Genomic DNA, 21,565 nt, shown 5'->3' on the forward strand with positions numbered 1-21,565 from the left:
GTCATTGCCCCTTGATCTCGGTACGAAGCTGGCGCTTGAGGATCTTGCCGACAGGATTGCGCGGGAGTGAGGTGCGCAGCTCCAGCCGTTCGGGCAGCTTGTAGGAGGCGATCTGCTGCGCCTCGAGGTGCCGGACGACGGATGCGAGCGTCACGGTCGAACCGTCCTTGGGGACCACCACGGCGCAGACGCGTTCGCCCAGCAGGTCGTCCGGGTAGCCCACGACGGCGACCTCGACGACGTCGGGATGGGTGGCGATCATCGTCTCCAGCTCAGCCGGCGCGATGTTCATCCCACCGCGGATGACCAGGTCCTTCGCACGGTCCACGTACCTCAGGAACTCGTTGTCGGGGCCGTCGATCACGAATAGGTCGCCGGTCCGCAGGAACCCGTCCTGGTCGAACGGACTGGGGACGTTCGCGGCATCGAGATAGCCGGCGAACAGGCTCGGCCCGTACAGGTAGAGCTCGCCGGGACGACCGGGTTCGTCGACCTCGGCGCCCGTCTCCGGGTCGATGAGCTTGATGGTCGTGTGGGCGGCGGCCGGGAACGTCCAGTGCCGCGTCGGCCCGTAGCGCGGGAAGTAGCTTGCTCGCTGGCTCGCATCGGTCATCAGCTTCACGTCGGTCATCAGGGCGAGGCCCTCGTTCGAGCCGAAGAAGTTGATGATCGAGATCCCGTACCGGTCGTACCAGCCCTGCACCATCCACGTCTGCAGCGGTGCCGAGCCCGAGCCGATCTGTCGCAGCGTCGAGATGTCGGAGTCGGCGAGGAGGCGGTCGTTCTGCAGCAGCATGGCCAGCAGGGCCGGTGGGGCGACCGTGTAGGTGATGCGTTCCTCCGACACCTGTCGAAGGAACACGGTCAGGTCGAACGGGTGGTGCTGGACCAGCACGCACCCGACCCGCAGCCAGGGCAGCAGCATGCCGTTGATCCCTGCCATGTTCACCATGGGGAAGGGGTTGAGCACGCGCGACTCGTGGGTCAGGCCGGGCGAGTACACCGTGTCCCAGCTCATCACGAGCCACTCGTAGTGCGCGCGCGGCACGCCCTTGGGACGAGACTCGGTTCCGGACGTCCAGCAGATCGTGATGCAGTCGTTGGGGTCGACCGGATGAGCGTCGGCATAGGCGGCAACCGCCTGCGACGCACCGACCCCGAGCGCACCGATCGCCGAGCCGACGTTGGTCGCGCCGTCGACGTCCGTCGTCCCGAAGTAGAGGACCTCGCGCAGGGTCGGGATCTCGGCTCGCATGCCGACCACCTCGCTCGCGACCGCGCGCGCGCCGATGCGGTCGCAGGTCAGGAAGGCGTCGATCTCGCCGATCACCCCGAGCTCGACGATCTCGTGCCGGCGGTACTGAACCGGCAGTGGCGAGATGATCGCCCGAACCCGCCACGCCGCGAGGTACGCGATGACGAGCTCGACGATGTTCGGGAGCTGGACGGCGAGGACGTCGCCCTCCCCGATGCCGTGATCGAGCAGCACCGCGGCCAGCTCGTCGACCTGTCGGTCGAGCTGGTTCCAGCTGACTCGCAGGCTGGCGAGCCCGACCAGCTCCTGCTTGTTGGGCGGGTCGACCACCGCCAGCTCGTCGCCGAACTCGGCGACCCGGTCCGCGAAGAGCTGCTGGACCGTCTCCTCGGTCCAGGCCCCGGAGCCGGTGAACTCCGCGATCCGCTCCGGGCTGTGCATCCTTCGGCTGGACAACGCTTCCCCCTGACCTCGGGACACCGACGGGATGGACGAGACTACTTCAATTAGCAGTGTTAGTTCTATATCACCAGATTGCCCACGTCAACGCGTTCGGGCGCAATCACCCCTACCGCAGGCACCTTCGCCGTAGGCCAAGTGACCCTGTTAGTTGTAGTGTCTCACCATGAGCCACCGCACCGAGGACCTGACGTCGCTGATCGACAAGGCGAACATCACCGAGCTGCTGACCCGGTACCTGCGAGCCATCGACCGCGGTGACATCGCCACCCTGCGAGCCTGCTATCTCGAGGGCGCCTACGAGGAGCACGGCGGGCTGTACGCCGGCCCCGCCCAGGGGTACGTGGACTCCATCGAGCGTTCGCTGACCCATCCGCGGTCCGTCGTCACCCACTCGCTGTCGAACATCCTGATCGACGTCCGGGGGGACCAGGCTCGCTCGGAGCACTACGTGCTGGCGATGACACGCATCAAGGCCGACGGGGTGCTGCAGGACAGTCTGATCGCGTCCCGGATCGTCGATGACCTGCAGCGCAGCGCGGGAGGCTGGGCGATCGCGCGCCGGCGACTGAGGTTCGACTGGGCCCGCGAGCTCGGACCGGTCTCCACGACCTGGTTGCAAGGCGTGATCGACCCGACGACCCTGCTGTACAGCGGCAAGTACCCCGAGGACCCCGTGTACGACGACTTTCCCGCCCCGCTGCTGACCACGGCTGAGGGCACGTCATGAGCGCCGACGTCGCAGGAGGGATCGCGCTCGTCACCGGTGGCAACCGCGGGATCGGGAAGGCCTTCGTCGAGGAGCTCCAAGAGCGCGGCGCGAGCAGGGTCTACTGCGGCGCCCGCAGCATCGCCGATGTCCCCGCCGACCTGGTCAGCGCGGGCGCGATCGCGGTGCAGCTGGACATCACCGACCCGGAGTCCGTGGCCGCGGCCGCGGCCAGGTGCGCGGACACCACGATCCTGGTCAACAACGCGGGGTACCACGGTCGAGACCGTCTCGTGCTGGCCGCCGACCCCGAGGTGGCCAGGCTGGAGATGGAGGTCAACTACTTCGGCACGCTGAACATGATCCGTGCCTTCGCGCCGGTTCTGTCGGCCAACGGGGGCGGCGCCATCGTCAACGTGCTGTCGGTGGCCGGGGCCTTCCCGACAGCCTTCATGGGTGGGTACTCGCCGGCCAAGTCGGCCGCCCTGTTCCTGTCGACGATCGCGCGTGCCGAGCTCGAGCCGCAGAACACCTCAGTCACCGCACTGGTCGTCGGTTCCGTCGACACCCGGATGGCGGCACACGTCGAAGGCGAGAAGGAGACCCCACGCACTGTTGCCGCCGTCGGTCTGGACGCGATGTCCCGTGGAGAGCGGATGATGGACACCGACGCGATGGCCGTCGCCGCGCGGGCGCGCTACTCCGTCGACCCGGTTCGCTGGGAACGGTCAGCAGCCAAGGCCATGCGAGCCGGGTTGCTCACGACGGGCCGGCGCCCCGCGAGATGACCGTACGAGTGGTGCAGTGGGCGACTGGATCGATCGGGAGGACCTGCCTGCGCGCGGTGCTGGACTCGCCGGACCACGAGCTGGTCGGGCTCGTGGTCTACAGCGAGCGCAAGGCTGGGCAGGACGCGGGCACTATCGCTCGCCGCGATCCCACGGGGGTGATCGCCACCCGCGACATCGAGCAGGTCATCGCGATGGAGGCCGACGTCGTCCTGCACACCCCGCGGATCCAGCTGGCCTACGACGCCCATGACGCGGACCTGTGCCGGCTGCTGCGCAGCGGGAAGAACGTCATCACCACGGCTGGCAACCACTATCCGGGGGCCCACGGCCCCCAGCGGCTGGCCGTGTTCGACCAGGCCTGCGCGGACGGCGGATCCACCTTGTTCGGTGTCGGGGTCAGCCCGGGGGTGATCGGCGAGCGGTTGGCGATGGCACTCACCGGCATCAGCCTCGACCTGGACGCCATCGACATCGCCGAGGTGGTCGACGCCAGTGCGATGGTCAGTCCGGACTTCGTGTTCACCGTCATGGGGATGGGCACGGACCCGAAGACCACCGACCTGCTCGCCGGTCCGCTGCCCCCGCTCTATCGGTCGCTGTACTCCGAGACGCTGGCCTACATGGCCGACCAGCTCGGTCTGGTCGGCTACGACATCGAGGACGACCACCACCTGGAGCTCGCTCCGTCGGACGTGCAGGTCGGTGCCGGCCTGATCCGCGAGGGAACCGTGGTCGCGACCGAGTGGCGCTGGCATCTCAGCGTGGGCGGCCGGCGCCGGATCAGCCTGGCCATCATCTGGACGATGGCACCGCAGCTGCCCCGGTACGCCGGCAGGCCGCACTGGGTGGTCCAGGTGAGCGGCCAACCGGACATGACGATGACCATCGAGCTGCACGAGCCGACGTCCGCCGCCGTCCGCACGAGCGCTGTGCAGTCTGTGACGGCCGGGGTGGTGATGCGCGCGATCCCCGTGGTGTTGGCCGCGCCACCCGGTGTCCTCGCGCCGGTGGGCTTCGCGCCGTACCGGTTCGGCTAGCCGGCCTCGGCGGCGCCCGCGCTCACGACCTCCACGGTGTTGCCGCGCAGCCGTTGCTGGCACTCGCCGCACATCAGCCGGGGGTGGAAGGCGTGGCCGCGCTCGTGGTGACGCAGCCGGATGGCCGGCCCCTCCGGCGCCTGGAACCACCGCTGTCCCCACTCGAACAGCGCGGCGATGACGGGGAAGAACGCGCGGCCCTTGTCGGTCAGGTGGTACACCGCCCAGTCCGGGCGGTCCGGGTTCGGCTGGCGGTCGAGCACACCGATCTCGCAGAAGGTGCGCAGGCGATCCGCCACTATGGTCGGCGGTGCGCCCGTCCACTGCTCGAACTCGCGGAACCGATCCGCTCCCATGAACGCGGCGCCCAGCACGGCCGAGGACCAACGGTTCCCGATCAGCGCCATCGTCTGGACGACGAGCTCTCCTGGCCGGTCACCCTGGCTCGAGCGTCGCCGCGTCGTCCCGGCCGGGATGCTCCGCGGCCAGCCGCCGCTCGGTCCGAACCGACCCTGCACGTCCCGCGCTCCGACCGCCTCGTCGCACTCGCTGCACACCATCACCGGCGCGAAGATGTTGCCGCACCTGCTGTGCCGCATGAGCGGAAGGTGCTCGCCCGGATCGTTCACCCAGGCCTGCTCCCATGCCCACATGCACAGCAGGATCGGCCACATCTGGCGTCCGCGGGCGGTGAGTGCGTAGTCGTAGCGCGGCGGGCGTGCGCTGTACTGCACGCGCTCGAGGACCCCGGTGTCCACCAGACCGGCCAACCTCGAGGTGAGCACCGAGCTCGAGATCGGGCCCGCGTTGAGCCACTCGTTGTACTGGGTCATGCCACGCAGCGCCATCTGGACGATCCATAGTGTCCACTCGTCCGCGACGAGGCCGGCCGCCACCGCGATCGCATTGGGACCGCTGCGATCGAGCGCCGTCGGGTGGTTGCCCGGTGGTTGCGGAGCGGCAAGTGTCACGAAGTCCCCGATTGGTCGGATCATGGTCAGTGGGCCTCGCGGCCGTCCGGCGCCAACTCTACAAACGCCGCCAGTTCGGCGACGTCCGCGGCGAAGTCGGCATACGCCTTCCCCGCGTACTCGTACTCCTGCGGCGGGCAAAGCCGGCTGCTGGCGACGGCCTGCTGCAGGTCGGCCGCATTCAGGCGGGACGGCGGCAGCGGCACGGTCCCCCACTCCACCGTCCCAACCGCCCTCAGCGCGTTCGCGCCGCAGACCAGGACCTGGCCGTTCAACGTGCACGAGGGGTCGACGAGAGCGGCGACCACCGGGGCGACCGACTCGGGCGTCAGCAGCAGCTCCTGCTGGGTCGACATGTTCGAGGCGGTCATCCGGGTCAGCGCGTACGGCAGGACCACGTTCGTCAGTACGCCTCGCGTCGCGCCCTCGGCCGCCATCGTGCGACCCATGGCGATGAGGGCGCCCTTGCTGGCCGCGTATGCGGCGACGCCCGGCTCTCCGTGCAGTCCTGCGGTCGAGGACACCAGGACGATGCGCCCGAAGCCTTGCTCGCGCATGGCCGCGGCGCAGGTGATCGCAATGTGCGCGGTCCCCCCGAGATTGGTGGACGTGGTCAGGTCGAACTCCTCAGCCGAAGAGCGGTGGAACATCCTCGGTGCGCTTACGGCAGCGTTCGCGACAAGGAAGTCGATGCGGCCACGGCGTCGGACCAGATCGAGGACGGAGTCGGGGAATCCGCGATCGCGGACGTCGCTGTACTCAGCGACGGCGTCGCCGCCGGCTGCCAAGATCTCGGCCACGACGGCGTCAGCGGAGCCAGCGCCTGCCGAATCCCCCGCTCCGACCCGGTTGTTGACGACGACGGTCGCCCCGGCAGCGGCGAGCCGCATCGCAAAGGCCCGCCCCAGTCCCTTGCCCGCTCCCGTGACCAACCCGAAGCGACCGGCGAGCGGCCGTGCGGGATCCACGGCTACCCGATCACCCACGCGGCACCCGCTCGAGCAGGACCGCGACCCCCAAGCCTGCCGCACCGCTGACCGCGGCAACTGCGTAGCGGCCGTCGCGGGCTTCGAGCTCGTCGATGCACTGCCCCACCAGGATGGCGCCGGTCGCTCCGAAGGCGTGGCCCATCGCGATGGTGCCACCGTTGGGGTTGAGGCGGTCCGGGCCGGCGTCGAGTGCACTGCGGAAACGCAGGCAGAGCGCGGCGAACGCTTCGGCGAACTCGAACACGTCGATGTCGGCCGGCCTCAAGCCAGCCTTGGCGATCACCTGCTCGACAGCGGTCTGGCCGGCGGTGAGCATGATGACTGGGTCGGTGCTCGCTGTGACACTGGCAACGACTCGCGCCCGCGGACGAAGGCCGGTTCGCTCGGCAGAGCGCGCCGACCCGAGCAGCAGCAGCGCCGCACCGTCGGCCACCGCCGGCGACGTGCCAACCGTGTGCAGGTGTCTGATCTCGCCCAGGTGCGGGTGGTGTGAGAGGGCCAGCGCATCCTGCCCAGCATCGCCCAGCCCGGCGAACGCCGGCTCCAGGGCAGCCAGCGACTCGCGGGTCGTGCCGGGTCGAACCAGCTCGTCGCGATCGAAAACGGCCCCGTCGGCCAGGGTGATCGGCACGACACTGTTCGCGTAGAAGCCCGCGGCCCACGCGGCTGTGGCCTTCTGCTGCGTCTCCAGGCCGTAGGCGTCGAGCTCGTCACGATCGAAGCCCTCGATGGTGGCGTTCAGGTCGGCGGCGACACCCATGTGGATGGAGCCGATCCGGTTAATCACCAGCTCGTCCGTCCACAGCGGGCCGCCGTCACTGAACATCGGCACCCGCGAGACGCTCTCGACGCCACCGGCGATGGCCAGGTCGATGTCGCCGCCGCGGATCCGGCCAGCGGTCTGCGCCACCGCATCGACTCCGGAGGCGCAGAAGCGGTTCAGGGTCGCCCCGGGCACCGTGTCCGGCCAGCCCGCCATCAGGACCGACGTCCTGGCGATGTTCGCACCCTGCTCGGCCACCTGGGCGGCGTTGCCGATGACCACGTCCTCGACGGCGCCAGGGTCGAGCCCGGTTCGCCCAGCGAGCGCCTGATGTAGGTGGACGAGCGCGTCGACCGGGGTGATCGAGTGCAGGGAGCCGGTGGGTCCTCCCTTGCCACGGGGGGTGCGCACGAAGTCGAAGACGTAGACGTCCGGCCGCGTCCCCGATGTTGTAGTCACTTCGTCAGTTGTAGTATGTGTCCGCACGAAAGACAAGTGCGCCGCGCGAACGTGACCCACCGAAGCGCCGGTATCGCGTCCCAGTGCCGTACCGCGACCCGGACGCGGAACGCACTGGACTTGGCAATCGGTTGGTCAGGAGCATTGACAGAGCCTCTGATTCACCAGAGGATCGAAGCGTGCGCCACGTGCAGCAGCACGAGTGGACGCCGGGACCGAGTGCTCACGGGGATGCGATACGAAACGCGGGGTCGAGATGGTAGCCAAGCAGCGAGCATCCCTGTCGCGGAACATGATCCTGAACGCTGCCATGAGGATGGCCGACGAGCAGGGCACCCTCACGTTCTCGTTGACCCGCTTGGGCCGGGAGATGGGTGTCGACCCGACCGCCATGTACCGGTACTTCCGGAACAAGGACGAGCTGATGCTCGCCATGGGCGATGCGGTCCTCACCGAGACGCTGGAACGCATCCCTGTCGCGGACGGGCACATCGAGCTGTTGCGCGCGACGGCCTGGGCACTGCGCGGTAGCTACCTGAGCCGACCAGCCCTCGCCGTGACCGTCGCAGCCCGGTTCACCGGTGGCGAGTCGGAACGGCGGATGACTCAGCTGGGTCTGGACAAGCTCATGGCAGCCGGGCTGGACCGACAGACAGCCGAGAAGTTCGTCCGGACCTTCGCCGACATGGTGCTCGGCGGCATCATCATGACCGCGAACCTGTTGATGCTGCCGATTCCGCAGCAGCGCGGCGACGTCGCCATCGGCCTACGCGTCTACCACGAGGAGATGCAGCCACCTGACGCCGAGGCGGTCGAGGAGGGCCTGCGAGCGGTCCGCGAGGACTCGGACCAGACTTTCCACCTGATGCTCGAGACCTTTCTGCGTGGGCTCGAGCTCACCATCGCCGACACCGTCGCGAAGGCTTCCTAGCTGCGGGCGGACCTGGCGCCCGGCGCGGGCCCCGCCGCAACGGATCGAGAGGGCTATGGCAGCGGTGACAAGGGTCATCCTGGACAAGATCCCGGTCAGCGAACCCGTCCCCTCCGACTTCCGACTCGTGGGCGAAGCCACCGGGTCGGAGTTGGAACAGGGGCAGGTCACGGTGATGACCCGGATGCTTGGGCTGAACGCGGGCCTCAGGGCGAGGCTCGGCACCGGATCCTCGACGACCCTCGGGCCCGCGATCGACATCGGTGACACCCCGCAGAGCGACGGGATCGGCCTCGTGGTGCAATCACGCCACCCAGGACTCGACGAGGGCGACTCGGTCGTCGGCTTGTTGCCTTGGGCCACCAGCTCGAACGTCGACGGCGCGCGGCTTCGTCGCCTCGAGCCAGGTGCCGACGCCCTGCGCCAGCTCACCATTCTCGGCCACGTCGGGCTTACCGCCTATGCCGGCTTGGTGACCGTCGGCAGGCTTCAACGAGGCGAGACGGTCTGGATCTCGGCGGCCGCTGGTGGCGTCGGCTGCTGTGCGGTGCAGATCGCCGATCGACTCGGAGCCGAGGTCATCGCCAGCGCGGCCGGCGCGGAGCGCCTGAACTTCCTGCAGCGTGAGCTGAAGGTCAGGCACGTGCTGGAGCGGACGCGCGAACTGGGCCCCCAGCTGCGGGAGGCGGCCCCAGAGGGACTCGACCTGTACTTCGACTCCGTGGGGGGCGAGCATCTGGCGTCGGCCCTCGACGCCATGCGGGATCGCGGACGCATCGTGCTGGTGGGGCGCGCGGGTCGTGACCTGCGCAGGCCCGTCCTGGACGACACCTCACTGCTGATCAGGAAGCGGATCCAGATGATCGGCTTCTCGGTGACAGACCACGAAGACGTCCGTCCGGAGCTGGAGGCCCTGGTTCTGCGGACCGACGTCGATCAGCCGATGGTCGGCGTGGCGAGCCTGCGCAACGGGATCGAGAGCATCCCCGAAGCGTTCTGCGACTTGCTGGCGGGCAAGGTCCTGGGGCGCGTCGTCGTGGAGCTTCCTGTCGCTCGCGCGCGCGAAACGCAGAGCTCCCAGGTCACTTCGAGCCTGTGACCTGGGAGTTCCGGTGGAGCCGCCTATCGGAATCGAACCGATGACCTACGCATTACGAGAACCCACAGCCGCGATGAACCGCCGCCGTAGGGAAGGTCGCGCCTGCTGTGTCGGCTGATGGTGGCGCTCACTGCCTGACAGCGGTTGGCAAGACTCTGTGCCCCGGATGTGCCCCGTGGTCTCCCGGGAGTTTGAACACTCATGCGGCCCCGGCCGGTGCTGGAACACCGACCGGAGCCTCGATCGCACCCCTAGCAAGAGGAGTCCGACCGTGAGCAAGAGCATGAAGCACCGGCGAGCACGAGAGTCAACCACCCCCGCCGTCCAGCACCAGCCGTGGTGTCACCCTGCCGCGCACCACAGAGATGCTGCGGGAGATCGCTGCGTGAGCCCGGGGCTTTCCCCCAGCGCTGAGGTTTCATGCTGGTTGATCGCTGACATCGATGGAGCCCGCGTGGTGGTCGACGCAGCGCCTGCGGGGATTGAGTTGGATCCGGCGGTGGCGCGATCGCTTGCCGACGACCTCGTCGCGCTGGCAACACTCGCTCGGGATGGCCGACCGTGAACCCCGTCGGGGTCGGCCTGGGTAAGGGGGTCGGCTACGTGGCGAGCTGGCACGTTGCGCGCGTTGGTAGTGCGTCGTACCGGTTCACCTAACTTACAACCGTGTGATTGTAGGTTGGAGAGCGCTTCGCCTACACTCTGCCCGTCAGCTGTAGGCGCGCCTACAGTTCAAGCCGTCACTGTAGGCAAACAGGCCTGGAGGCTAAACAGTGGAACTAGAGCGCTTCGCTCACAGTCCCGTCGGCCGGCTCGTCCCGATCAAGTTCACTGATCCTAGGACGGATAGAGCGGTTAGCCACTCCGCGTTCATTCCGGACCCTCTGCCTCCTGAGGTGTCCATGAGAACGGCTACCTTCAAGTTGATCAGCGAGGCCGAGAGGGAGTTGGGCCGCCTGGACGCACAGGTTCGCGCACTGCCGAACCCGAGACTTCTCCTGCGGCCGGCTCTTTCTCGCGAAGCGGTTAGCACGTCCGCACTGGAAGGTACTTTTGCGCCTCTGTCAGAGGTATTCGCGGCCGAGCATCTCGCTGAGCGAAAGCAGACACCGGAAGTTCGTGAGATTCAAAACTACACGAATGCGGCAGTCCTGGGCCTAAAACTGATCACGTCGAAGCCGATCTGCTTTTCCGTAGCCGCTGAGCTCCAAGCGGAGCTAGTACGCGGTACGAGAGGGGAATCGTTCGACTCTGGACAGATGCGTAAGCGGCTTGTTTGCATCGGTGACAGCGGTCGAGGGATTGAGAATTCACGATTTGTTCCCGCGCCCTCGGGACCGGAATTGGTTGAAGGAATTAGCGCATGGGAGAAGTGGGTCAACAGCGACAACGACATGCCTTTCATCGCACGATTGGCGCTAAGTCACTATCAGTTTGAGACCCTGCACCCATTTAGTGATGGCAATGGTCGTATCGGACGACTCCTGATCTCACTCCAACTGGTTGAGGACAAGGTGCTGCAGTATCCCGTCCTCAATCTGTCGTCATGGCTGGAGCCGCGGCGCCAGGAGTACACCGATCAGCTGTTGAATGTCAGCGCGACCGGTGACTACGACGCCTGGATCGCCTTCTTTGCTCGCGGGGTTCGTGAGCAGGCAGTCACGAGCTCGGAAACAGTCAGTCGTCTCGTCGACACCCAGACTTCACTCATCGAGAGGGTGCTGGCCGCAGGCAAGAAGGGCGTCATTGTTGAGTTGGCGAGGGACCTCATTGGCAGCCCGGTTGTCAGCGTTAGCGACGTCAGGAAGAAGTTTGGCATCGCGAACACGAGCGCTCGCTCAGTCGTACTTGCCCTGGTGGAACTGGAGATCCTTCGACCGATCGAGGGCATCACGTACGGGAAGCTCTACATGTGCCAGGACGTGTACCGCGCGCTCACCGACTGATGGTGGCAAGAACAGACACCGACCTAATAGCGGAGCATGAGAGCGCGACGGAGGCCCGGGGCAACGCGCGGCTGGGAAGGGCGGTGAGCAGCTGCTGTTCACCGCGCCTCGCGGCGGGCCGCTGCGGATCAACAACTGGCGTCCTCGTGTGTTCGATCCGGCGTGCCGAACCTCTGGGCTGAGTGGCATCACTCCGCACGACCTCCGGCACACCGCGGCCTCCCTGGCCGTGTCGGCCGGTGCCAACGTCAAGGCAGTGCAGCGGATGCTCGGGCACGCCTCGGCGGCGATGACGCTCGACGTGTACGCCGGACTGTTCGGCGACGACCTGGACGACGTAGCCGACCGGCTGGACGCCGTTGTGCCCCCGATGTGCCCCCAAGTCGACGCGGACCTCGGAACGACGGACCCCCAGGCCGCGGGATGAGCCTGCGACCTGGGGGTCCGGGTGGAGCCGCCTATCGGAATCGAACCGATGACCTACGCATTACGAGTGCGTCGCTCTGGCCGACTGAGCTAAGGCGGCAGCACCCCACGAAGGGGCACGAGCATCGAGTATAGAGGGCCCCGGGCACTGCTCGTGCACGCGTCATGGCGCTAGCAGCACTCGCGTCCAGATGTCGGTCAGCAGCCGCTCGATGTCCGCCACCCCGAGCCCACGCGTGGTCAACAGCTCGTAGTACTCCGTCGCGTTGGTCGACCAGATGAAATCGGCCACCTGGTCGTCCGTCAGGTCCGTCCGCAGCTCGCCGGTCTCGCGCAGGTCGGCCGCGAACAGCCGCATGTTGTCGGCACGCCGCTGCCCGAACGCGGCCAGCGCCTGCGCAGCCGTCGGGTCCGTACCCGCGGCCTGACGCAGCGCCGCCACCAGGGGCACCACCTGCTGGTGTCGGCTTGCGATGGCCCGGGCATACGTGGCCAGCTTCGCGCGGGCGCCCTGCGCCTCACGGACCGCGCGCACGTAGTCCCGCTCCTGCGCGCTCGTCGGCACCGCCTGCGGCTGCTCCGGCTGGTGGCCGGCGAGCGCCTCGTCGACCAGCGCGAGGATCAGCTGGGGCTTGCGGCCGACCGCGGCGTACACGGTGTCCACGGCGACGCCGGCCGTGCGCGCGACCTGGGTGACCGTCGTCCCGGCGTAGCCCTGAGCGGTGAACAGCTGGTGCGCAGCACGCAGGACGGCCACCCGCGTCGCCGCCGCCTGCGCCGCGCGCTGCGGCGAGCGGTATGGGCGGGTCTTGACCGGACGGCTCACGAGACCTACCTTAGCAATATTCGGCAGAACGCCATTCGGACGAACTGCTGACAACGGCACGGAGGTGCCTCGTGAACGAGTCAACCCTCACCGCTCCCGTGTTCCGCCCCGCAGCCACCGGCCGGACGACGTGGGCGATGGGCTCGCTGTTCGAGACACTGCTCTCGGCCTCGGACAGCGGCGGCGAGCTCGGCGTCTCGGTGGTCACCCAGCCCCCTGGGATCGCGACGCCGCTACACCTGCACGCCAACGAGTCCGAAGCGATCTACCTGCTTGCCGGCACCATGACCTACCGCGCCGGGGACGAGGTGCACCGGCTGGCGGAGGGCGACTTCGTCTTCCTGCCCAAAGGGGTACCGCACGCATTCCGGATCACCGGTCGGACCCCGGCGAAGGTGGTCGCGCTCACCGTGCCCGGCGGGTTGCTCAGCCTGTACGACGAGGTCGGGGTCCCCGCCACCGAGCGGCGGCTGCCGGGCGAGGACGGGCTCAGCATGGCCGAGGAGATCCAGCGCTGGAACGAGATCGGTCCGCGCTACGGCCTGACCGTGGTCGGCCCACCGATCCCAGACGACGAGCCGGCGAGCTGACCCCGGTCGACGTCGCTCAGCAGGTGAGCCCGTCCTTGGGCACCGTGCCGCGCAGCAGGTAGCCGTCGACGGCCTTGTCCACGCAGCGGCTGCCGCGCATGTAGGCCGTGTGACCGTCGCCCTTGTGCGTGATCAGGTGCCCGTCCGCCAGCTGCGCGGCCAGCCCCTGCGCCCACGGGTACGGCGTCGCCGGGTCGCGGGTGGTGCCGACGACCACGATCGGCGGGCTGCCCGCCGCGGTGATCTTGTGCGGCTTGCCGCTGCCCTTGACCGGCCAGAACGAGCAAGGCAGCGCGCTCCAGGCGAGGAAGCGCCCCCAGGTCGGCGCGGCGTTCTCGAAGGTCGACAGCTCGGACTTCACCTCGGCCACGCCGCCGTCGTCCGGCCGGTCCAGGCAGTTGACGGCGTAGATGACGGAGTTCTGGTTCGTGTCGTAGGTGCCCCGGGCGCTGCGGTCGGCGTAGACGTCGGCCAGCCTCATCAGGCCGGACCCGTCACCCCCGAACGCCTTGTCCAGTGCCTGGCGCAGCGTCGGCCAGAAACCCGGGTCGTACATGGCGAGCGCGATGCCCAGGCTGCCCCAGCCCTCGGTCAGCGGGCGGTCGGCCTCACCGGAGGGCAACGGGTGCTCGTCCAGCGACGCGAGCAGCCCCTGCAGCCGGCGCATCCCGCCGTCCACCGTCGAGCCCAACGGGCAGCCGGACGACGAGACGCAGTCCGCGACGAACGAGCGGGTCGCCTGCTCGAAGCCCTTGGCCTGCCCGAGGTCGATCTGCTCGGACGTCAGCGACGGGTCGATCGCGCCGTCCAGCACCATCCGACCGATGTTCTGCGGGAACAGGTCGGCATAGCTGGCGCCGAGGAACGTGCCGTACGACTTGCCCAGATAGGACAACCGCTTGTCGCCGAGCGCCGCGCGGAGCACGTCCATGTCGCGGGCGGCACTGACCGTGTCGACGTGGCCGACGAGTGCTGGGTCCGCCTGCTCGCAACCGTTGCCCAGCAGTTTGGCCAGCTGCACTGTTGTGGCGACCTCGGCGGCGGTGTCCGGTGTCGGGTCGGCACCGAGCATCGTGTCGGTCTGCTTGTCCGACAGGCAGTCCAGCGGGTCGGACGCCGCGACGCCGCGCGGGTCGAAGCCCACCACGTCGTAGCTGCGCCGGGTCGCGTTGCTGATCACGGACGTCGCCGACCGCGCATAGCTCACCCCGGATGCCCCCGGGCCGCCCGGGTTGATCAGCAGCGAACCGATGCGCTGCTTGGGCTTGCCCGCCGGCAGCCTGATCACCGACAGCCCGATCGTCGGGCCGTCCGGCTTGTCGTAGTCGACCGGCACGGTGAGCTCGGTGCACTCGAAGCCGTCGCGGCAGTCCTTCCAGGACAGCTTCTGGTCGTAAAAGGTCGCCAGCCGGTCCGGGACCGGAGCAGTGGTCACGGACGGCGCGTTCGGGCTGCCGGCGGCCGGCGCGTCGTCCCCACTGGTGCACGCGGAGACCAGCGACAGCGCCAGCGCGGCAGCCACGATGGCGCTAGCCATTGGGCCCCGGGACAGTCCCCTCATGCGTCGGCCCGCAGCTGCAGCGTCATCGCCTCGAGTGCCAGCAGCGGCGTGGAGTTGGTGGTGCCGATGCGCTCGCGGGTCTCGCGGATCGCGTCCATGCAACGCACTGTCTTCGCTGGCGAGAGCTGGCCCGCCAGCCGCTCCACGTCGGGACGGATCTCGGCGTTGATCAGCTCAGCCTCCGGGTCGGCGTGCAGGAGGAGCACATCGCGGTACAGGGACAGGAGATCGAGCAACGAGCGATCGACCATGTCCCCGAGGAATCGGGTCGCTCGGCGCTTCTGGTGCTTTGTCAGCGCGGTGAGCTGAGTTCGCACGTGCGGCGGCTGGGTGCGGGACGAGGGGTCGGCGCCCAGGGCGCGCAGCAGGTCGGCGCGCTCGGCCTCGTCCCGCTCGGCGGTACCCGCCTCAGCCTCCTCCTTCGCGGTTTCGAGCAGTGCCGCCGCGTGCATGACGGCCTCGCCCACGCCGTGCACCTTCAGCGGGACGGCGAGCACCTCGCGGCGCCGGATGCGCGCCTGCTCGTCCGTGGCCAGCCGGCGGGCCATCCCGATGTGGCTCTGCGCGGCCCGCGCGGCGAACGCGGCCATCTGTGGGTCGACCCCGTCGCGGCGCACCAGCAGGTCAGCGACCGCCTGCGGCGGCGGGGTGCGCAGGCCCACGTGCCGACAGCGGCTGCGGATCGTGACCAGGACGTCGTCCGCGCTCGGCGCGCACAGCAGCCAGACGGTGCGCGCGGTCGGCTCCTCGATCGCCTTGAGCATGGCGTTGCCGGAGTAGTCGTTCAATCGGTCGGCGTCCTCGACCAGGATCACCCGCCACCGCCCGACAGACGGCCGACGTTGGGCCAGCGGCAGCAGCTCGAGCGCCTGCTTGCGGCTGATGATCACGCCCTCGGTGCGCAGTGTGGTGACGTCGGCGTGGCTGCCGGTGAGCACCGTGTGGCAGGAGTGGCACGTCCCGCAGCCGGCCTCGTCCTCGTCGCAGAGCAGCGCCGCGGCGAAGGCGCGGGCGGCGACCGACCGGCCCGAACCCGGCGGCCCGGTGAACAGCCAGGCGTGGGTCATGCCGGCACCGTCACCGCGGGCGGAGCGCACCGCGCGGCGCAGCAGCTCGACCGTGGGCTGCTGACCGACCACTTCGTCCCAGACGCTCACCGCTGCTCGCGCTCGCCGAGGTCGAAGATCTCGTCCTCCAGCGCCGGGGGTTCGCCGGGTGCGACCGTCGGCTGGACCAGGGTGTCGTCCGCTCGATGGTGCCGGCCGCGATGGGTCGCCTCACGAGCCGCCTGACGGGTCGCCTCGCGCGCGGCCTCGTCCGCCTCCCGGGCGGCCCGATCCCGGGCGGCCGCGGCCGCGCGGGCCTCCAGCTCGGCCTGCTCTGCGGCGGCGCGCTCGGCGGCCGCCTTGGCCGCGGCGGCCTGCTCTGCCGCCGCCTGCACCTTCGCCTCCAGCTCGGCCTGCTCGCGGGCGGCGCGTCGCGCCTGCTCCTCGGCCCGGCGCCGCGCCTGGCGCTCGGCCAGCACCTGCTCCTCCACCTGGGCGTGGTGCTCACGCTGGCGCTGGGCAGCCTGCCGGGCCTGCTCGTCGGCGGCCTCGCGCACCTCGCGGGCGGCCCGCTCGATCGTGGACTCTGGCAGCACCGGGGCGAGGCGCTGGACCACCCGGCGGTGGATCTCTTGCGGGCCGAGGGCGGCGTCGACGACGAGGTACCGGGACGGCGCGCGCTGGGCCAGGGCGAGGAAGCGCTCGCGCACCCGGGCGTGGAAGTCGTCCGGCTCCTGCTCCAGCCGGTCGTGCTCGTCCGCCCGGCGGGATCGCCCGGTGTCCGGCTCGACGTCCAGCACGATGGTCAGGTCGGGCACCAGGCCCTCGGTGGCCCAGCGTGACAGCTGCGCCACCTCGGCAGTGCCGAGGTCTCGCCCAGTGCCCTGGTAGGCGATCGAGGAGTCCGCGAAACGGTCGGTGACCACGATCTCGCCCCGGTAGAGCGCCGGCCGCACGACGGTCTCGACGTGGTGCGCCCGGTCGGCGGCGAACAGCAGCGCCTCGGCCCGCGGCGACAGGTCACCCCCGTGCAGCAGGACGTCGCGCATCTTCGCACCGGCATCGGTCGCGCCGGGCTCGCGGGTCAGCAGCGGAGTATGGCCGTGCTCGCCCAGCCACTCGCCCAGCAAACGGACCTGGGTGGACTTGCCAGCACCGTCGCCACCCTCGAAGGCCACGAACCTCCCGGGGTACGGCGAGCGCCGGGCCGGCGGGTCGTGCAGCTGGCGCTGGCTGATCGCGAGTGCGAGGTCGGCGACCAGCGAGACGCCCTTGCGGTCGTCCATCTGCCGGTAGGACACGTAGCCGATCGCGATCGCGCCCAGCCCGGCCAGCAGGAACGTGGCCATCACGCCGGTGTAGGTCAGGGCGACGTCGTCGTTGATGTGCACGGTGGTCGGCAGGTGCAGCACCCTGGAGAGCGTGGCGGCGACGATCGGCCCCAGCGCCAGCACCGAGATCAGCACCACCCGCACCATCGACTGCACGAAGGCGAAAGTGCGCCCGCGCACGTCGTCGCCGACCTCGAGGCCTAGCAACGTGTAGCCGGTGACCCAGGCCGCGCCGGCGCAGCTGCCCAGGCCGACGGTGAAGAAGACGGCGAGCGCCATGTTCGGGATCGAGGAGAGCAGGATGAGCCAGACCCCGGCGGCTGCGATCGACAGGCCGAACAGCCGTCGCCGGGAGAACTCGGACAGCAGCCGGGGCGCGATCCACATGCCCAGCGCCATGCCGAGGAAGACCGCGGCGAACAGCGTGCCGTAGCCCGGCGAGCCTGCCCCGAGGGCGCTGACGAAGGCCGGCGCGAGACCGATCACGAAACCGCCGGCTGCGAACGCGCCCAGCATGCCCAGCACGAGACCGCGGACCAGCGGGGTGCGGCCGATGTACTGCCAGCCCTCGACCGCCGTGCGCAGGATCGACTCCTGCTTGGCGGCGCGGTTGGTGCTCTGGGGAAACTCCAGCCGCCAGATCACCAGCGCCGAGACCAGGAAGGTCAGCGCGTTGACGTAGAGCGCGAGATAGGTCGGGTTGCCCTCGAGGTGGCTCCACACGCCGTCCAGCACACCGCTGGCCAGCGTCAGGCCGGAGAACAGCAGCGCGGCCACCGGCGCCGATCCGTAGGTGACGACGAGGCTGAGCTGGTTCGCCGCCTCGAGCCGCTTGCGGGGCACCAGGTTCGGCACCGTGGCGTCCTTGGCAGGCATCCAGAACAGGCCGACGATCTCGACCAGCACGGTCGCGACGTACAGCCACCACAGCGTGCCGATCAGCGGGATCGTGCAGAACAGCACGAAGCGCAGGACGTCCCCGTAGACCAGGACCCAGCGACGCGGCAGCCGGTCGGCCACCACGCCGGCCAGCGGACCGAACAGCACGGCCGGCGCGAGCCGGAGCACGAACACCCCGGACACGGCGAGCAGCTTGCCGGACGACGTCTGCGCCAGCGTCGCCGCCAGCGCCGTGGTGGCCAGCAGCCCGAGCCAGTCGCCCAGGCTGGACAGCCCCAGCGCGAGCCACAGCCGGCGGAACGGGGTGATGGCCAGCACCGCACGGATGTCGTGGTCGGGCGCCTCGGGGACGGCTGGAGGCAGCCCGACGTCCGATGCCTCGGGCGGCCCGGGCAGGCTCGCGCTCATGTCAGCCACGCGGGAAGCCTACGTGAGTCCGGCGACAGACCCGTTCGCCCGCTCAGCTCTTCTTCGCGGTGATCTTCTTCGCGGCGGTCTTCTTGGCCGCCGTCTTCTTGGCCGTGGTCTTCTTCGCGGTGGTCTTCTTCGCCGTGCGCTTCTTGGCCGGGCCGCGGGCCCGCTTGTCGGCGAGCAGCTCGGCGGCCCGCTCCTGGGTGATGGTCTCGGGGTCGTCGTCCTTGCGCAGCGTCGCGTTGACCTCACCGTCAGTGACGTATGGCCCGAAGCGACCGTCCTTCACCAGCACCTGCTTGCCGGACACCGGGTCATCGCCCAGCTCGCGCAGCGGAGCGGACGCCGACTGGCCGCGCCCCCGCTTGGGCTGCGCGTAGACCGCGAGCGCCTCGTCCAGCGTGATGTCGAACAGCTGCGCCTCGCTGGTCAGCGAGCGCGAGTCCGCGCCCTTCTTCAGGTACGGACCGTAGCGACCGTTCTGTGCGGTGATCTCGTCGCCCGTCTCGGGGTCGTTCCCCACGATCCGCGGCAGCGACAGCAGGCGCAGCGCGTCCTCGAGCGTGACCGACTCCGGTGACATGTCCTTGAACAGGCTGGCGGTGCGGGCCTTCGCCCGAGCGGCCTTCTTCGCCGTCTTCTTGGCGGCCTTCTTCTTGGGCTTGGCGGCGGGTTCTTCGTCACCCTCGCCCTCGACCACCTCGGCGCTCACCTCGCCGGGCGGGTCGGCGGCCGGGGCGTCGTCCGGGATCAGCTCGGTGACGTATGGGCCGTAGCGGCCGGCCTTGACCACGATGTCCCGGCCGGTGGCCGGGTCCTCGCCGAGCACCCGGCCGTCGTCCCCGCTCATCGTGAGCAGCTCACGGGCCTTCTCGACGCTCAGCTCGTCCGGCGCCACGTCGTCCGGCACGGTGGCCCGCTGCGGCTCGCCGTCCGGCCCGGTCACCTCGACGTACGGGCCATAGCGCCCGACCCGAAGCACGACGCCCTCGCCCAGCGGCACGGTGCTGATCTCCCGGGCGTCGATCTCGTCGAGGTCTCCGGCCAGGTCCTTGAGGCCCTCGAGCGCGGTGTCGGCGTCCCCGAAGTAGAACCGGTGCAGCCACCGCGAGCGCTCTTCCTGACCGTCGGCGATCTTGTCCAGATCGCCTTCCATCGCTGCGGTGAAGTCGTAGTCGACGAGCCGGCCGAAGTGCTCCTCCATCAGCCGGGTAACCGCGAAGGCCACCCAGTGCGGCACCAGCGCCGAACCACGCGACCACACGTAGCCTCGGTCCAGGATCGTTGAGATCGTCGAGGCGTACGTCGAGGGCCGGCCGATGCCGCGCTCCTCGAGCGCCTTGACCAGGCTGGCCTCGGTGTACCGCGGCGGCGGGCTCGTCTCGTGGCCCGAGACCTCCAGCTCACGGGTCGAGACGCCGTCGCCGACGGCGAGCTGCGGCAGCCGGCGCTCGGCGTCCGCGCCGTCGCCGTCCCCGCGGACCTCGTCGCGGCCCTCCTCGTACGCGGCCAGGAAGCCCCGGAAGGTGATCACCGTGCCGCTCGCGCTGAACTCGGCGTCCTGCCCGTCGGACGCCGTCGCCGCCAGCCGCACCGACGCGGTCGACCCACGGGCGTCGGCCATCTGGCTCGCGACGGTGCGCTTCCAGATCAGCTCGTAGAGCCGGAAGTCGTCGCCGCGCAGTCGCCCGGAGACCTGCGCCGGCGTGCGGAAGCGGTCGCCGGCCGGGCGGATCGCCTCGTGCGCCTCCTGCGCGTTCTTCGACTTGCTGGCGTAGAGCCGAGGCTTGTCCGGCACGTACTGCGGGCCGTACAGCTCGGCGGCCTGGCTGCGGGCGGCGGACAGCGCCTCGTTCGACAGCACCGTCGAGTCGGTACGCATGTAGGTGATGAAACCGTTCTCGTACAACGACTGCGCGACGCGCATCGCGTGTCGGGACGAGAAGCGCAGCTTGCGGCTCGCCTCCTGCTGCAGCGTCGAGGTGGTGAACGGCGCGGCCGGACGTCGGGTGTACGGCTTCTCCTCGACGCTGCGCACCGAGGCGTCGGCCTCGCGCAGGCCGTGGGCCAGCTCGGTGACAGCCGTCTCGTCCAGGTGGACGACGGTGCGTCCCGTCGTGCTCTGGCGCAGCTGCCCGAGATCGTCGAAGTCCTTGCCGGTGGCCACCCGGGCGCCGTCCACCGAGGTTAGGCGTGCGGTGAACGCGGTGCCGTCGTCCGCGGCAAAGGTGCCCAGCAGGTCCCAGTACGACGCCGAACGGAACGCCATCCGCTCGCGCTCTCGCTCGACCACCATCCGGGTCGCGACGGACTGCACGCGGCCGGCCGAGAGCCCCTGGCGGATCTTGCGCCAGAGCACCGGCGAGACCTCGTAGCCGTAGAGCCGGTCGAGGATGCGGCGAGTCTCCTGCGCGTCGACGAGCCGGTCGTCGATGTCGCGGGTCGACTCGAGTGCGCGCTGCAGCGCCTCGCGGGTGATCTCGTGGAAGACCATGCGCTTGACCGGGACCTTCGGCTGCAAGGCCTCGAGCAGGTGCCAGGCGATCGCCTCGCCCTCGCGGTCCTCATCTGTGGCCAGGTAGAGCTCGTCGGCGTCCTTGAGCAGCCGCTTCAGCTCGGCGACCTTCTTGCGCTTGTCGTTGTCGACCACGTAGTAGGGCTCGAAGCCGTTCTCCAAGTCGACGGCGAACTTGCCGAACGGACCCTTCTTCATCTCCGCTGGCAGCTCGGACGGCTGGGGCAGGTCGCGGATATGACCCACGCTCGCCTCGACGTCGTACCCCTCGCCCAGGTACCCGGCGATGGTCTTGGCCTTCGCGGGGGACTCGACGATCACGAGCCGACGGCGACTGCTGGACGACGTGGCCACGCTTCTCCCTTGCTGGCGGATCGACCGGTAGGTGCGCCACCCACCGGGCACGACGGTAACGCCGCGACACCGAGAGTATGCAATCGGTGTCCACAACGGGGGCGAAGGTGATCTTGGAACCCGCCGCTGACCTGGGGTGCTTGTCCAGGCTTCGTGCCACTTCTCGAGGGTCGTACGCCTGCATAGGCAGGCGTCG

At 69.5% G+C, this 21,565-nt stretch carries 17 protein-coding genes and 1 tRNA gene; 8 read left to right on the forward strand and 10 right to left on the reverse strand.

Features of this window, described 5'->3' with window-relative positions:
• Position 1: 1 nt before the first annotated feature.
• Positions 2–1,696, reverse strand: coding sequence for a class I adenylate-forming enzyme family protein (locus ACPPVT_RS21235; RefSeq protein ID WP_426563836.1), 1,695 nt, complete (start codon positions 1,694–1,696; stop codon positions 2–4).
• Positions 1,697–1,880: 184 nt separating this feature from the next.
• On the opposite strand from ACPPVT_RS21235, the gene ACPPVT_RS21240 reads away from it, so the two are divergent.
• Genes ACPPVT_RS21240 through ACPPVT_RS21250 form a run of 3 tightly spaced genes read left to right on the forward strand, consistent with a single transcriptional unit; the run spans position 1,881 to position 4,251 of the window.
• On the forward strand, positions 1,881–2,444 hold the full coding sequence (locus ACPPVT_RS21240) for a nuclear transport factor 2 family protein (protein WP_426563838.1): 564 nt from the start codon (positions 1,881–1,883) through the stop codon (positions 2,442–2,444).
• Complete coding sequence (locus ACPPVT_RS21245) at positions 2,441–3,211, forward strand: SDR family oxidoreductase (RefSeq protein WP_426563840.1); 771 nt, start codon at positions 2,441–2,443, stop codon at positions 3,209–3,211. Before ACPPVT_RS21240 ends, ACPPVT_RS21245 begins: the two co-directional genes overlap by 4 nt.
• 11 nt (positions 3,212–3,222) lie before the next feature.
• Positions 3,223–4,251 (forward strand): dihydrodipicolinate reductase, encoded by a 1,029-nt coding sequence (locus tag ACPPVT_RS21250; RefSeq protein WP_426563842.1) that lies wholly within the window; start codon positions 3,223–3,225, stop codon positions 4,249–4,251.
• Here the strand turns inward: ACPPVT_RS21250 and ACPPVT_RS21255 are convergent.
• Genes ACPPVT_RS21255 through ACPPVT_RS21265 form a run of 3 tightly spaced genes read right to left on the reverse strand, consistent with a single transcriptional unit; the run spans position 4,248 to position 7,433 of the window.
• Positions 4,248–5,246, reverse strand: a complete 999-nt coding sequence (locus ACPPVT_RS21255; protein WP_426563844.1) for a winged helix-turn-helix transcriptional regulator — start codon at positions 5,244–5,246, stop codon at positions 4,248–4,250. The genes ACPPVT_RS21250 and ACPPVT_RS21255 overlap by 4 nt on opposite strands.
• Positions 5,247–5,248: 2 nt before the next feature.
• On the reverse strand, positions 5,249–6,190 hold the full coding sequence (locus ACPPVT_RS21260) for an SDR family NAD(P)-dependent oxidoreductase (protein WP_426563846.1): 942 nt from the start codon (positions 6,188–6,190) through the stop codon (positions 5,249–5,251).
• Between the two features lie 10 nt (positions 6,191–6,200).
• Positions 6,201–7,433 carry an acetyl-CoA C-acyltransferase gene (locus ACPPVT_RS21265; RefSeq protein ID WP_426563848.1) on the reverse strand — a complete coding sequence of 411 codons (1,233 nt, stop codon included), beginning with the start codon at positions 7,431–7,433 and terminating at the stop codon, positions 6,201–6,203.
• Between the two features lie 310 nt (positions 7,434–7,743).
• On the opposite strand from ACPPVT_RS21265, the gene ACPPVT_RS21270 reads away from it, so the two are divergent.
• From ACPPVT_RS21270 to ACPPVT_RS21285, 4 genes are all read left to right on the forward strand, one after another.
• Entirely contained in the window at positions 7,744–8,364 is a 621-nt protein-coding gene (locus ACPPVT_RS21270) for a TetR/AcrR family transcriptional regulator (protein ID WP_426563850.1), read from the forward strand.
• On the forward strand, positions 8,318–9,463 hold the full coding sequence (locus ACPPVT_RS21275) for a zinc-binding dehydrogenase (RefSeq protein WP_426563852.1): 1,146 nt from the start codon (positions 8,318–8,320) through the stop codon (positions 9,461–9,463). Before ACPPVT_RS21270 ends, ACPPVT_RS21275 begins: the two co-directional genes overlap by 47 nt.
• 902 nt (positions 9,464–10,365) lie before the next feature.
• The gene (locus ACPPVT_RS21280; protein ID WP_426563854.1) at positions 10,366–11,409 is read left to right on the forward strand and encodes a Fic family protein; all 1,044 of its coding nucleotides are present in this window, start codon (positions 10,366–10,368) and stop codon (positions 11,407–11,409) included.
• Between the two features lie 127 nt (positions 11,410–11,536).
• Positions 11,537–11,836: a tyrosine-type recombinase/integrase gene (locus ACPPVT_RS21285; protein WP_426567225.1), complete on the forward strand. Its 300-nt coding sequence runs from the start codon at positions 11,537–11,539 to the stop codon at positions 11,834–11,836.
• 22 nt (positions 11,837–11,858) lie between these two features.
• Here ACPPVT_RS21285 and ACPPVT_RS21290 read toward each other — a convergent pair.
• Positions 11,859–11,935 (reverse strand) — tRNA-Thr (locus ACPPVT_RS21290).
• Between the two features lie 63 nt (positions 11,936–11,998).
• Positions 11,999–12,661 carry a TetR/AcrR family transcriptional regulator gene (locus ACPPVT_RS21295; protein ID WP_426563856.1) on the reverse strand — a complete coding sequence of 221 codons (663 nt, stop codon included), beginning with the start codon at positions 12,659–12,661 and terminating at the stop codon, positions 11,999–12,001.
• Positions 12,662–12,732: 71 nt separating this feature from the next.
• Here ACPPVT_RS21295 and ACPPVT_RS21300 point away from each other — a divergent pair, with 71 nt between their 5' ends.
• Positions 12,733–13,251 (forward strand): cupin domain-containing protein, encoded by a 519-nt coding sequence (locus ACPPVT_RS21300; protein ID WP_426563858.1) that lies wholly within the window; start codon positions 12,733–12,735, stop codon positions 13,249–13,251.
• A 16-nt stretch (positions 13,252–13,267) separates the two neighbouring features.
• On the opposite strand, the gene ACPPVT_RS21305 is transcribed toward ACPPVT_RS21300, so the two are convergent.
• The 4 genes from ACPPVT_RS21305 to topA are packed head-to-tail and all read right to left on the reverse strand — an operon-like array spanning position 13,268 to position 21,369.
• Entirely contained in the window at positions 13,268–14,788 is a 1,521-nt protein-coding gene (locus tag ACPPVT_RS21305) for an alpha/beta hydrolase (protein ID WP_426563860.1), read from the reverse strand.
• Positions 14,789–14,808: 20 nt separating this feature from the next.
• Positions 14,809–15,969 carry a DNA polymerase III subunit delta' gene (locus tag ACPPVT_RS21310; RefSeq protein ID WP_426563862.1) on the reverse strand — a complete coding sequence of 387 codons (1,161 nt, stop codon included), beginning with the start codon at positions 15,967–15,969 and terminating at the stop codon, positions 14,809–14,811.
• The gene (gene tmk, locus ACPPVT_RS21315) at positions 15,966–18,497 is read right to left on the reverse strand and encodes a dTMP kinase (protein ID WP_426567226.1); all 2,532 of its coding nucleotides are present in this window, start codon (positions 18,495–18,497) and stop codon (positions 15,966–15,968) included. The genes ACPPVT_RS21310 and tmk overlap by 4 nt, the downstream gene beginning before the upstream one ends.
• Positions 18,498–18,549: 52 nt before the next feature.
• The gene (gene topA, locus ACPPVT_RS21320) at positions 18,550–21,369 is read right to left on the reverse strand and encodes a type I DNA topoisomerase (RefSeq protein WP_426563864.1); all 2,820 of its coding nucleotides are present in this window, start codon (positions 21,367–21,369) and stop codon (positions 18,550–18,552) included.
• Between the last annotated feature and the right edge of the window lie 196 nt (positions 21,370–21,565).

The organism is Angustibacter sp. McL0619 (assembly GCF_049994355.1).
Classification (GTDB): domain Bacteria; phylum Actinomycetota; class Actinomycetes; order Actinomycetales; family Angustibacteraceae; genus Angustibacter.